Annotated in this window: 12 protein-coding genes; 9 read left to right on the top strand and 3 right to left on the bottom strand. The window is 61.1% G+C overall.

The genetic code is table 11. From position 1 onward, the window contains the following. Positions 1 to 9: 9 nt before the first annotated feature. Positions 10 to 939, top strand: coding sequence for a catechol 1,2-dioxygenase (gene catA, locus TX24_RS14265; protein ID WP_057710551.1), 930 nt, complete (start codon positions 10 to 12; stop codon positions 937 to 939). A 106-nt stretch (positions 940 to 1,045) separates the two neighbouring features. Here catA and TX24_RS14260 read toward each other — a convergent pair whose 3' ends face one another. Next, on the bottom strand, positions 1,046 to 1,519 hold the full coding sequence (locus tag TX24_RS14260) for an Lrp/AsnC family transcriptional regulator (protein WP_003194103.1): 474 nt from the start codon (positions 1,517 to 1,519) through the stop codon (positions 1,046 to 1,048). Between the two features lie 144 nt (positions 1,520 to 1,663). On the opposite strand from TX24_RS14260, the gene kynU reads away from it, so the two are divergent. Together kynU and TX24_RS14250 are read left to right on the top strand one after the other, a co-directional pair. After that, positions 1,664 to 2,914 carry a kynureninase gene (gene kynU, locus TX24_RS14255; protein WP_003194102.1) on the top strand — a complete coding sequence of 417 codons (1,251 nt, stop codon included), beginning with the start codon at positions 1,664 to 1,666 and terminating at the stop codon, positions 2,912 to 2,914. 132 nt (positions 2,915 to 3,046) lie between these two features. Beyond that, positions 3,047 to 4,453: an amino acid permease gene (locus TX24_RS14250; protein WP_057710550.1), complete on the top strand. Its 1,407-nt coding sequence runs from the start codon at positions 3,047 to 3,049 to the stop codon at positions 4,451 to 4,453. Here the strand turns inward: TX24_RS14250 and TX24_RS14245 are convergent. Beyond that, positions 4,399 to 5,289, bottom strand: a complete 891-nt coding sequence (locus TX24_RS14245) for a LysR substrate-binding domain-containing protein (RefSeq protein ID WP_057710549.1) — start codon at positions 5,287 to 5,289, stop codon at positions 4,399 to 4,401. The two genes, TX24_RS14250 and TX24_RS14245, sit on opposite strands and share 55 nt — an antisense overlap. Before the next feature lie 189 nt (positions 5,290 to 5,478). Between TX24_RS14245 and TX24_RS14240 the strand changes: the two genes are divergently transcribed. From TX24_RS14240 to TX24_RS14225, 4 genes are all read left to right on the top strand, one after another. Next, positions 5,479 to 6,243 carry a sulfite exporter TauE/SafE family protein gene (locus tag TX24_RS14240; protein ID WP_003194099.1) on the top strand — a complete coding sequence of 255 codons (765 nt, stop codon included), beginning with the start codon at positions 5,479 to 5,481 and terminating at the stop codon, positions 6,241 to 6,243. A 42-nt stretch (positions 6,244 to 6,285) separates the two neighbouring features. After that, the gene (locus tag TX24_RS14235) at positions 6,286 to 7,182 is read left to right on the top strand and encodes a LysR family transcriptional regulator (RefSeq protein WP_003194098.1); all 897 of its coding nucleotides are present in this window, start codon (positions 6,286 to 6,288) and stop codon (positions 7,180 to 7,182) included. Between the two features lie 103 nt (positions 7,183 to 7,285). Continuing rightward, on the top strand, positions 7,286 to 8,179 hold the full coding sequence (locus TX24_RS14230) for an NAD-dependent epimerase/dehydratase family protein (protein ID WP_057710548.1): 894 nt from the start codon (positions 7,286 to 7,288) through the stop codon (positions 8,177 to 8,179). Between the two features lie 198 nt (positions 8,180 to 8,377). Continuing rightward, positions 8,378 to 9,823 (top strand): SulP family inorganic anion transporter, encoded by a 1,446-nt coding sequence (locus TX24_RS14225; protein WP_034128761.1) that lies wholly within the window; start codon positions 8,378 to 8,380, stop codon positions 9,821 to 9,823. Between the two features lie 141 nt (positions 9,824 to 9,964). Here TX24_RS14225 and TX24_RS14220 read toward each other — a convergent pair whose 3' ends face one another. Continuing rightward, a complete protein-coding gene (locus TX24_RS14220; protein WP_057710547.1) occupies positions 9,965 to 10,339 on the bottom strand; it encodes a lysozyme inhibitor LprI family protein in 375 nt (124 codons plus the stop codon). 189 nt (positions 10,340 to 10,528) lie between these two features. Here TX24_RS14220 and TX24_RS14215 point away from each other — a divergent pair, with 189 nt between their 5' ends. Then, the gene (locus TX24_RS14215) at positions 10,529 to 11,932 is read left to right on the top strand and encodes a GntT/GntP/DsdX family permease (RefSeq protein WP_057710546.1); all 1,404 of its coding nucleotides are present in this window, start codon (positions 10,529 to 10,531) and stop codon (positions 11,930 to 11,932) included. Between the two features lie 20 nt (positions 11,933 to 11,952). Further along, complete coding sequence (locus tag TX24_RS14210) at positions 11,953 to 12,813, top strand: MurR/RpiR family transcriptional regulator (protein WP_003194093.1); 861 nt, start codon at positions 11,953 to 11,955, stop codon at positions 12,811 to 12,813. Position 12,814 lies beyond the last annotated feature (1 nt).

Genomic DNA, 12,814 nt, shown 5'->3' with positions numbered 1-12,814 from the left:
GAATGCACCATGTCCATCCGTCTGTCCCAGACTGCCCACGCCCAACAGTTTCTCGAAGAAGTCAGCGGTAACCTCAATGACGCGGGCAACCCACGCACCAAGGCGCTGATTTATCGGATCCTGCGCGACACCGTGAACATCATCGAAGACCTGGAAGTGACCCCGGAAGAATTCTGGAAGGCGGTCAACTACCTCAATGAGCTGGGCAAAAACCAGGAGGCCGGCCTGCTCGCCGCCGGCTTGGGCCTGGAGCATTACCTGGACCTTTTGATGGATGCCGCCGACGAGGAGGCCGGCAAGTCTGGCGGCACGCCGCGTACCATCGAAGGCCCGTTGTATGTGGCCGGTGCGCCGCTGTCCAAGTACGAGGCGCGGCTGGATGATGGCCAGGACGACGCGGTGCCGTTGTTCATGCGCGGGCAAGTGCGCGATACCGATGGCAAGCCGTTGGCAGGGGCGATTGTCGATGTGTGGCAGGCCAATACGGGCGGCACTTATTCGTGGTTCGACCCGACGCAGTCTGAGTTCAACCTGCGCCGGCGCATCGAGACCGACGCCCAGGGCAACTACCGTTTTCGCAGCATCGTGCCTTCAGGCTACGGCTGCCCACCGAGCGGGCCGACGCAACAGTTGCTCGACCAGTTGGGGCGCCACGGGCAACGGCCGGCGCATATCCACTTCTTCATCTCGGCGCCTGGGCACCGGCACCTGACCACGCAGATCAACCTGTCGGATGACCCGTACCTGCATGATGACTTTGCCTATGCCACCCGGGATGAACTGATTGCCGAGATTCGCTTCAGCGACGATCCGCAGTTGGCTCGGGAGTTTGGCGTGCAGGGGCGCTTTGCGCAGATTGATTTTGACTTTGAGTTGCAGGTGGCGGATGCGCCAATAGAGCAGCAGCGCATGCAACGAGTGCGTGCTCTGGAAGACTGATCAACTCGGTCAACTGTGGGAGCTGGCTTGCCTGCGATAGCGGTGGAACATTCACCACCGCTATCGCAGGCAAGCCAGCTCCCACATTGGTTTTGGGGTGTTTGTGTTATTTGCGCAGGACCAGGTCCAACACCTCATCCCGGTCCTTGATCTTCTGCAGCACAATCTCCGAACGGATATCCATCACTCCCGCCGTGCGGTTCAGGTGGTTCACAATGAAATCCGAAAAGTGCTTGAGGTTGCGCGCCTGCACCCGCAACACATAGTTGCTGGCGCCGGTGATCACATAGGCGCTCGCCACCTCTGGCCAGCCTTGCACCTTCTTGATGAACGTCTCATGCCAGTCCTCCACATCCTGGCGCAACGACAGGTGCACGATGGCTTCCAGCTCGATCCCCAACTGCTCGGCATTCAATACCGCACGGTAGCCGCTGATGATTCCCTCGCTCTCCAGCAGGCGCAAACGGCGCAGGCATGCGGACGGCGACAGCGCGACTTTTTCCGCCAATTCCTGGTTGCTGATGCGGCCATCCTGTTGCAGGAAATGCAGGAGGCGCAGGTCGGTGGCGTCGAGAATCATGCTTGGAAGATATCCGCGTATTTGGAGGTTAAATTCGAATTTCCTACAGCTTAAATAGCCCTTTACCCACCACTTTGCACGAAAATTCTCTAAAAGTTCGTTCATTATTTGGTCCATCCTCACTTATAAAAACCAGGACGACCCATGACCACTCGAAGCCATTGCCAAGCCCTCGACGCCCAGGACCCGTTGGCCTCCCTGCGCGCCCAATTCGCCTTGCCCGAGGGGGTGATCTACCTCGATGGCAACTCCCTCGGCGCGCGCCCGGTGGCGGCGCTGGAGCGGGCACAACAGGTGATCGCCGAAGAGTGGGGCAATGGCCTGATTCGCAGCTGGAACAGCGCCGGCTGGGCGGATTTGTCCCAGCGCCTGGGCAATCGCCTGGCGCCATTGATCGGTGCGCGTGACGGCGAGGTGGTGATCACCGATACCACCTCCATCAACCTGTTCAAAGTGCTCAGCGCCGCCTTGAGTGTGCAGCGCCAACGTACGCCGGCGCGTAAGGTCATCGTCAGTGAAGCGAGCAACTTTCCCACCGATTTGTACATCGCCGAAGGCTTGGCCGAACTGCTGCAACAAGGCTATTCCCTGCGCCTGGTGAACAGCCCGGCCGAACTGCCCCAGGCCATCGATGCAGACGTGGCGGTGGTGATGCTCACCCACGTCAACTACAAGACCGGCTACATGTACGACATGGCGGCGCTGACCGCACTGAGCCACGAGTGCGGCGCGCTGAGCATCTGGGACCTGGCGCATTCGGCGGGCGCGGTGCCTGTCGACCTGCACCAGGCCAATGCGGATTATGCGATTGGCTGCACCTACAAATACCTCAACGGCGGCCCGGGCTCCCAGGCGTTTGTGTGGGTCAACCCGGCGTTGGTGGATGTGGTGCGCCAGCCGTTGTCCGGGTGGTTCGGGCATACCCGGCAGTTCGCCATGGAGTCCACCTACGCCCCCAGCGCCGGCATCGCTCGCTACCTGTGCGGTACGCAGCCGATTACCTCACTGGCCATGGTGGAATGTGGCCTGGAGATTTTTGCCCAGACCGATATGGCCCGCCTGCGGACTAAATCCCTGGCCTTGACTGACCTGTTCATTGCCTTGGTCGAAAGCCGCTGTGCCGCCCACGGCCTGGAGCTGATCACCCCGCGTGAGCACGCCCGGCGCGGCAGCCACGTCAGCTTTGAACACCCTGAAGGTTACGCCGTGATCCAGGCCTTGATCGCCCGAGGCGTGATCGGCGATTACCGTGAACCGCGGATCATGCGTTTTGGCTTCACGCCTTTGTACACAAGCTTCACCGAGGTATGGGACGCCGTGGAAATCCTCGGAGAAATACTCGACAAGCGCACGTGGGACCAGGCGCAATTCAAAGTGCGCAACAGCGTCACTTAAGAGCAATACAGACCAAATGTGGGAGCTGGCTTGCCTGCGATAGCGTCGGTGCATTCACTACCGTTATCGCAGGCAAGCCAGCTCCCACAGGTTCAGCGTCAGCCACCATCACAATAATAAAGGGGCACACCAGTGACCACGCCAGACAACGGCTTTGCAGAGATTACCCACCGTGAACTGGGCCTGAGGCGCCAGCTCACTTCCGGCCAGATGAGCATGATCGCCATCGGTGGCGCCATCGGTACCGGGCTGTTCATGGGCAGTGCCTACGCCATCGGCTATGCCGGGCCGAGCGTGCTGGTGAGCTACGCCATCGGCGCGTTGATCACCTTGCTGCTGATGGGCTGCCTGGCGGAGATGACGGTGGCCCACTCCACCTCAGGCTCCTTTGGCGCGTATGCCGAGTTCTACATCAGCCCATTGGCTGGGTTCCTGGTGCGGTATGCCTATTGGGCGGCGATTGTGCTGGCGGCGGGCGCCGAGGTGACGGCGGTGGCGATGTACATGAAGTACTGGTTCGCCAACGTGCCGGAGTGGGTGTGGATCGTGTCGTTCTCCAGTGTGCTGATTGTGCTCAATGCGATCAGCGTGAAGACCTTCGGCAACTTCGAATACTGGTTCTCGACGATCAAGATCAGCGCCATTGTCGGTTTCATCATCCTGGCAGTGTATGTGGTGTTCGGCTCCGGCAACCCTGACTACGGCGTGCAGAACTACACGGCCCACGACGGCTTTTTCCCCCATGGCTTGAGTGGCATGTGGATCGCGGTGATCGTGTCGATCTTCAGCTACCTCAGCGTCGAGATGATCGCCGTGGCCGCCGGTGAAGCCGCCGACCCGGAGCAGGCAGTGAAGAAAGCCTTTCGCGCTACCATCGTGCGGTTGGTGGTGTTCTACCTGCTGACCCTGGCACTGATGCTCGCGATCGTGCCCTGGAACCAGGCCGGCCAGGCCCAGAGCCCGTTTGTCACGGTGATGCAGACCATCGGCATTCCCGGCGCCACTGGAGTGATGAATTTCGTGATCCTGATCGCGGCGCTGTCGGCCATGAACAGCCAGCTCTATATCACCACGCGCATGATGTTCAGCCTGTCGCGCGCAGGTTTTGCACCCAAGTCCATGGGCGCGTTGAGCAAGAACGGTATCCCGCTGAACGCCTTGTTGCTTTCCAGCTCGGGCATTGCCCTGGCGACCTTGCTGAATGTGGTGTACCCGGAAAGCTCGTTCACCCTGATGATGGCGATCTCGATGTTTGGCGCGATCTTCACCTGGTTCATGATCTTCCTCACGCACCTGTTTTTCCGCCGCTATCGCAAGCGTCATGGCGGGGCGAAGTTGTCGTTCCAGTTGCGCCTGTTTCCCTACAGCACGTTGCTGGGGTTGGTGCTGATGGGGGCGGTGATGATCACCACCTATTTCACCGACGCCTTCAAGATGACACTGGTGTTTGGCGTGCCGTTCCTGCTGATTCTGTCGGCTGTGTATTACGGGTTCTTCCGCAAGGGCAGGGCCAAGGCCTCGAACAAAGCCCTGGCATAACTCGGCAGGTGCTCGAACGAGCGTGCGCATAACAGCAACGTGCGGCAGGCCCACTCCTCTTGCAGGAGGTGGGCCTTGAAACGGCGTTCTGACGGCCAGCGGTCCAAGGCGGCCTGAGGCACGATGCCCAGGCCCGCGCCGCCGGCGACCATGCGAATCAACCCATCAAAACCGTCGGCGCGAATGCGCGTCTGCAAGCGAAAGCCTGCATGCAATGCCTGTTCTTCCAGGTATACCGCCAACGCGCTGTTGGCCCCCAGGCCCACGTAGTCGTATTGCAAGCTGTCGATAAAACTCGCGCTGGTCAACGGGTGGTCCAGGGGCATGATCAGCACCAGCGGGTCGTCGCGAAACGCCAGGGTCTGCAAGCCGTGGGTGTCCACTGCATCGGAAATAATCCCCAGGTCGGCCGTGCCCTGGCGCAACGCGTGGGTGATGCGCAGGCTGGGCAGCTCTTGCAGGTCGATATCGAGGTTGGGGTGTTCGCGCAAAAACTGCGCGAGCAGTTCCGGCAGGTATTCGCTGAGGGCGGTGGTGTTGCACAGCAGGCGTACCTGGCCTTTGACGCCATTGGCGTATTCGGCCAAGTCCTGTTGCAGGTGGTCGGCCTGTTGCAACAGCAGGCGAGCATGCCGGGCCAGGGCTTTGCCCGCAGGTGTCGGGATGACGCCACGGCGGCCGCGCTCGAGAAACGCAATACCCAGTGAAGATTCCATTGCCCGGATGCGTGCACTGGCGGCAGCCAGGGACAGGTGGCTGCGGGCCGCGCCGGCGGTGATATTGCCGGTGTCCAAGATGTGCAGGTAGAGGCGCAGGTCGATCAGGTCAAAGTGCATGGCTGCAGGTTTCCGGTGACTGGGCGGGCCTCATCGCAGGCAAGCCAGCTCCCACATTTTGAACTGTGAATACATTCAAATGTGGGAGCTGGCTTGCCTGCGATAGCGGTATCAGCCTCACACAAAACAAGAGGCTGCCTCAGTATATGGCGAATTTCACAAGCTATCGAAAAGCACCAGAATGCAGCCATGAATACCTTCCTCGCGTTCTACCAAAACCTCGGCCCCGCCCTGACCGCGTTGGTCATCACTACCTTCCTACTGGCCGGTACGGTCAAGGGCGTCATCGGCCTGGGCCTGCCCACCGTGGCCATGGGCATGCTTGGCCTGGCTATGTTGCCCGCGCAGGCTGCGGCATTGCTGATCATTCCTTCGACGGTGACCAACCTCTGGCAACTCACCTGTGGCGGCCACTTGGGTGCCTTGCTCAAACGCCTGTGGCCGATGCTGTTGCTGATTTTTCTCGGCACCGGGCTGGGCACCTTGTGGCTGGGCATGGGCAGCGGGCCTTGGGTGGTACGCGCCTTGGGCGCGGCGTTACTGGTGTATGCCTTGAGCGGGTTATTCCTGCCGACCTTCAGGGTCGCACCCCGCACCGAGCGCTGGCTGGGGCCTTTGTGCGGTGTGGTCACCGGCATCATCACCTCGGCCACCGGTGTCTTCGTGATCCCTGCGGTACCGTATCTGCAAGCCCTGGGCTTGAGCCGTGATCAGTTGGTGCAGGCGCTGGGGCTGTCATTCACCGTGTCGACACTGGCGCTGGCCGCCGGGCTGGCTTGGCGTGGTGCGTTGGGCGGTGCTGAAGTCGGTGCATCTGTGTTGGCGCTGTTGCCGGCCTTGCTAGGGATGTGGCTGGGCCAAGTGGTGCGTCGGCGCATCAGTGCCTTGTGGTTCAAACGTGGATTTTTCACCGGCATGGCGTTGTTGGGAGGCCATTTGTTGCTGGCTGGTTAATAATGACCGGGCATTTGTCAGCCGTTTAATGAAGGACTGCCCGTGAAAGCCCGATCTGATGAGCTACAGATTTTTGTCAGCGTGATCGAGTGCGGCTCGATTTCCGCCGCCGCCGAAAAAGTCGGGCAAACGCCATCGGCGGTCAGCCGCACGTTGTCGCGCCTGGAAGCCAAGCTCGACACCACCTTGATCAACCGCACCACGCGGCGCATGGACCTGACCGAAGAGGGCAAGTACTTCTTCGAACAGGCCAAGGTGATCCTGGCGCAGATGGACGAGCTGGAAGAGCGCCTGTCCTCGCGCCAGAAAAAACCGGCCGGGCGCCTGCGTATCAACGCCGCCGTGCCGTTCATGCTGCATGGGATCGTGCCGTACATCGCCGAGTTTCGCAGCCTCTACCCGGATATCCAGCTGGAGCTCAACAGCGATGATTTGATCATCGACCTGCTGGAGCAAAGCACCGACATCGCCATTCGCATCGGCGCCCTGGCCGACTCGACCCTGCATGCGCGCTTTTTGGGCAGCACGCCGCTGCATATCCTGGCCAGCCCCGGCTACCTCAAGCAGTTTGGCACGCCGACGACCGTTGCCGAGTTGGCTGATCACACCTTGCTGGGCTTCACCCACACCGAAACCCTCAACCACTGGCCGCTGCGCCATGGCGAAGGTGACCGCTGGCTGATCCAGCCCGGCGTCAGCGCGTCCAGTGGTGAAACCTTGCGGCAATTAGCGCTGGAAGGGCAGGGCATTGCGTGCCTGTCCAATTTCATGACGGCCCAAGACCTCGACGCCGGACGCCTGGTGCCCTTGCTGGAGGCGTTCAACAGTGGCTATCGCCAGCCGATCCACGCCGTGTTCTACCGCAACTCGCAATTGGCGTTGCGCATCCAGTGCTTCCTGGACTTCATTCAGGCCAAGCTGGCGCGGTATGCGAGCTGATTCGTGATCTGAGCGCAAGAGTGAATTGGGCCGCACGGGCTTATTCGACAGCGGTGTGGGTTGGATACTGGGCGCATTACTTACCCAGTCAGGAGCAACCTCCATGAATGTATTCGTTACCGGCGCCGCAGGGTTTATCGGCGGTTCCATCGCTACCGGCCTGGTCAACGCCGGCCATCACGTCACCGGCCTGGTGCGCAGCGCTGAACAAGCCACCGAAATGACCGCCCTGGGCATCACGCCCGTGATTGGCACCCTCGACGACGCAACGGTGTTGACCGAGCAGGCGCAGAAGGCTGATGCGGTGATCAACGCCGCCAGCAGCGACCATCGCGGCGCCGTGCAAACCTTGCTGGCCGCTTTGAAAGGTTCGAACAAGCCGTTCCTGCATACCAGCGGTTCGAGCATCGTAGGGGATGCGTCGGGCGGTAAGGCCAGCGATGTCATCTACTTCGAAGACAACCTGCCTGAGCCGACCGTCGACAAGGCCGCCCGTGTGGCCATCGACAACCTGATCCTCGCGGCCGCCAACGACGGCGTGAATTCGGCGGTGATCTGCAACACCCTGATCTACGGCCACAGCCTGGGCGTGAAGCGTGACAGCGTGCAATTGCCGCGCTTGCTCAAGCAGGCACGCAAAAGCGGGGTGGTGCGCCATGTGGGCCCTGGGCAGAACATTTGGTCCAACGTGCATATTGAAGACGTGGTGGCCTTGTATCTGCTGGCGTTGACCAAGAACGTACCGGGCACTTTCTATTTTGTGGAAAGCAGCGAAGCGGCGTTCATCGACATGACCACGGCGATTGCCCAAGCCCTAAACCTGGGCAAGCCACAGGATTGGCCATTGGCCGAGGCTGAGGCCGAGTGGGGCTATGAAATGGCCAACTACGGGTTGGGCTCCAATAGCCGAGTGCGTGGCAAGCAGGCCCGTGAATTGTTGGGGTGGGCACCTAAGCGCACTTCGGTGGTGGAGTGGATTCGCGACGAGATGGTGTGATGTTCGCTTAGCACCGCGGTGCGGCCTTCGCAGGCAAGCCAGCTCCCACATTGTTCAGGTGTGAACCCTGTCAAATGTGGGAGCTGGCTTGCCTGCGAAAGGGGCGACTCGGTGCATCGGACCAGACACTTCACTAGCCCCACCCGCCGCAATTCCGTACCATTCCCCGCCTTATCCCCCGCAATTCCCTGGTACTCCATGAACCTCACCCGTCTGCGCGCCGACGCCCTGGCCGGCCTCACCACGTCTTTCGCCTTGCTGCCCGAATGCATCGCCTTTGCGCTGGTGGCCCATCTCAACCCGCTGATGGGCCTCTACGGCGCCTTCATCATTTGCACCCTCACCGCATTGTTCGGCGGCCGTCCCGGTATGGTGTCCGGTGCGGCAGGTTCGATGGCAGTGGTGATCGTCGCGTTGGTGGTGCAGCACGGCGTGGAGTATTTGCTGGCGACGGTGTTGCTCGGCGGGTTGATCATGGTCGCTTTCGGCCTGCTGCGCCTGGGCAAGCTGGTGCGCATGGTGCCGCATTCGGTGATGCTCGGCTTCGTCAACGGCCTGGCGATCATCATTGCGCTGGCGCAACTGGAGCATTTCAAGAGCGGTGAAACCTGGCTCAGCGGCACGCCGCTGTACGTGATGGCCGGGCTGGTGGCGGCGACCATGGCCATTGTGTACCTGTTGCCCCGCCTGACCCGTGCCGTGCCGCCCGCGCTGGTGGCGATTCTGGGGGTGGGCCTGGCGGTGTACCTGCTTGGTTTGCCGACCCGTACATTGGGGGATATGGCGCACATTGCCGGTGGCTTGCCGACCTTCGCGCTGCCGCAGATCCCCTGGACCCTGGAAACCCTTGGCATCATCGCGCCCTACGCGTTTTTGATGGCGATGGTCGGCCTGTTGGAAACCCTGCTGACCCTCAACCTCACCGACGAAATCACCGAGACCCGTGGTTATCCTGACCGCGAAAGCGTGGCCCTGGGCGCGGCGAATATGGTCTCGGGCCTGTTCGGCGGCATGGGCGGTTGCGCGATGATCGGGCAAACCGTGATCAACCTCAGCTCCGGCGGGCGTGGGCGTTTCTCCGGGGTGTTTGCCGGGGTGATGATTCTGTTGTTCATTCTGTTTCTGTCGCCACTGATCGAGCGGATTCCGCTGGCGGCGTTGGTGGGCGTGATGTTCGTGGTGTCGCAACAGACCTTCGCCTGGGCGTCGTTGCGGGTGATCAACAAGGTGCCGCTCAATGATGTGCTGGTGATTATGGCGGTGACGATCATCACCGTGTTCACCGACCTGGCCACCGCCGTGCTGTGCGGTATCGTCATCGCCGCGCTGAACTTCGCCTGGCAGCAGGCGCGGGAACTGTACGCTGATGAACATCTGGAGGCCGATGGCAGCAAGCTCTATCGGCTGCACGGCACGTTGTTCTTCGCCTCGACCACGCCGTTTTTGAATCAGTTCGACCCAGCCAACGACCCGGCCCAGGTCACGCTGGATTGCCGTCACCTGAGCTTTGTCGACTATTCGGCAATTGCCGCGCTGATGACCCTGCGCGAGCGCTACACCAAGGCCGGCAAGCACCTGCGGGTGCTGCATTTATCCGAGCGCTGCAAAAAGCTGCTCAAGCGCGCCAAGGTTCATCACGACTGAACCTTTACCTCTGTAGGAGCGAGGGGGACGCCTAGTTCTTGCTCGCGAAAATCGTCAACGATAACGCGGGCATTCTGATGCACTGCGGCGTTCTCGGGTTTTTCGCGAGCAAGCTCGCTCCTACAGGGGGCAAGGTCGCGATTACGGGCCGACCAGGTCTTCCAGCTCCTGGGCACGGGTTTGGGTCATGTCCAGCACGCAGCCTGTGCCATTGACCTGATCAATCGTGCCGCCGGTGGCGCTGCCTGCGAAGGCGCAATTGGCGTCGCGGTATTTGATCCACAGGCGCTGCACGTCTTGCAGTTGTTGTTTGCGCGCGCCTTCCTGGGCGGCGAGGGCGGTCTTGTAGGCGCGGTTCAGGCGGTCGTCCTGCACCTTGGTTTGCTTGGCATTGCAATTGACCATGTCTGCGGTGGTATTGGCGCTGTCCATGCATTTTTTCAAGGCAGGGTTGTCGGCGGCATAAGCACTGCCGCACAAGAGCAGGACGCTGGCGGCAATTGTGGTGCGAATCATGAGCGGTTTCCTGGGCAGTGGATGCGCAGTCTATGACTCAAGGGCGGCGTTTGAGTTTCCGCCTTCTCTGATCTTCATGTAAGAACACCCCTCGAATTTTCATCCGTTAACGTCGGGCATATCCCCAAGCGACAGCGCTTATCCGTGGGCGAAAATTACTTTCATAAAAATTGAAAATCCTCCTCGGGAATGATTTATGAGTTTCACAACCTATTCGACGTGACCCTTTCCGAGGAGTACCGCATGGCCGCATTACCGGGCTTCGGGCTGTTGGCATACGCTGCCATCGCCATCATTGCATTGATCGTGCTGATTGCACGCTACCGACTCAATCCCTTTATCGTGATTACCCTGGTGTCCATCGGCCTGGCGCTGATGGCCGGGATGCCAGCGGACACCATCATGGGTTCGTACGAGGCGGGTGTCGGCAAGACCCTGGGGCATATCGCCCTGGTGGTGGCGCTGGGCACCATGCTCGGCAAGATGATGGCCGAGTCGGGCGGCGCCGAGCAGGTGGCGCGCACGCTGATCAACCGCTTCGGTGAGCGCAATGCCCACTGGGCGATGGTGTGTATTGCATTCCTGGTGGGGCTGCCGCTGTTTTTCGAGGTCGGCTTTGTGTTGCTGGTGCCGATTGCCTTTACCGTGGCGCGGCGCGTGGGCGTGTCGATCCTGATGGTCGGGCTGCCGATGGTCGCTGGCCTGTCGGTGGTGCATGCGTTGGTGCCGCCGCACCCAGCGGCAATGATGGCGGTGCTGGCCTATAACGCCTCGGTCGGGCAGACGGTGCTGTATGCGATCCTGATTGGCATCCCCACGGCGATCATTGCCGGGCCCGTCTACGCCAAATTCATCGTGCCGCACATTCACTTGCCAGCGGAAAACCCGCTGGAGCGCCAGTTTATCGAGCGTGAACCGCGTACGCGCCTGCCCAGTTTTGCGCTGACCATGGGCACTATCCTGTTGCCGGTGGTGTTGATGATGATCGGCGGCTGGGCCAACGTGATTTCCACGCCGGGCAGCGGGTTCAACCAGTTCCTGTTGTTTATCGGCAACTCGGTGATCGCCCTGTTGGTGGCGACCCTGGTGAGCTTCTGGACCTTGGGCCTGGCCCAGGGCTTTAACCGCGAGTCGATCCTCAAGTTCACCAACGAATGCCTGGCGCCGACCGCCAGCATCACCTTGCTGGTGGGCGCGGGCGGCGGGTTGAACCGCATCCTGGTGGATGCCGGGGTCACCCATGAAATCCTCGGCCTGGCCCATGCGTTCCAGTTGTCGCCGCTGGTGATGGGCTGGTTGTTCGCCGCGTTGATGCGCGTTGCTACCGGCTCGGCCACGGTGGCCATGACCACCGCGTCCGGGGTAGTCGCGCCGGTCGCCTTGGGCCTGGGTTATCCACACCCTGAATTGCTGGTGCTGGCGACCGGTGCAGGCTCGGTGATCTTTTCCCACGTGAACGACGGCGGCTTCTGGCTGATCAAGGAATACTTCAATATGACGGTTATCCAGACCTTCAAGACCTGGACCGTACTGGAGACCTTGATTTCGCTGGTCGCCTTCGGCCTGACCTACGGTCTGTCCCTTGTTTTATGAGCCTGTAACCCGGAGCCCCCATGGACATCCTCTATCAGATCCGCGCCCGCCAGGACGCTTTCAGTGCCGGCGAAGGGCGTATCGCCAAGCTGATGCTTGAGGATGTGGGCTTTGCCGCCTCCGCCAGCCTGGAGGAACTGTCGCAACGGGCTGAGGTAAGTACCGCCACCTTGTCACGCTTTGCCCGCAGCGTGGGCTGCCGTGACTTGCGCGATTTGCGCCTGCAATTGGCCCAGGCCAGTGGTGTGGGCAGCCGCTTTCTCGACCCGGCGGGCAAGCCAGAACAGTCAGCGTTTCATCGGCAGATCCTGGGGGACATCGAGGCGACGTTGCGTCAGCACCTGTCGGGTTTCAACCAGCGCAGTTTTGGCGATGCGGTCAAGCTGTTGGGCAAGGCGCGGATGATCCATGCGTTCGGCATGGGCGGGCCGTCGAGCCTGTGCAGCGATGAGTTGCAGGTGCGCCTGGTGCGGCTGGGTTATCCGATTGCCGCCAGCCATGACCCGGTGATGATGCGTGTCACGGCGGCGACCCTGGGGCCCGAACATGCCGTCATTGTCTGCTCGCTCACGGGCCTGACCCCTGAATTACTTGAAGTGGTGACGCTGGCGCGCAACTACGACGCGCGGATCATTGCCATCACCCTTGCCGATTCGCCCCTGGCGCAGTTGGCAGATGTCGTGCTGCCGCTGCAATCGGCGGAAACCAGTTTTATCTACAAGCCTACTGCGGCCCGCTACGGCATGCTGCTGGCTATCGACCTGCTCGCCACTGAGTTGGCGCTGGCCCTGCCGGACGATAACCAGGAACGCCTGCGCCGGATCAAACTGGCCCTGGACGATTACCGCGGCGGCCCTGGCAGCCTGCCGCTTGGAGACTGAT

It is taken from the genome of Pseudomonas lactis (genome assembly GCF_001439845.1).
Classification (GTDB): domain Bacteria; phylum Pseudomonadota; class Gammaproteobacteria; order Pseudomonadales; family Pseudomonadaceae; genus Aquipseudomonas; species Aquipseudomonas lactis.
Note: the sequence above shows the minus strand (reverse complement) of the source record. Positions and strands in the feature narration are given on the sequence as shown.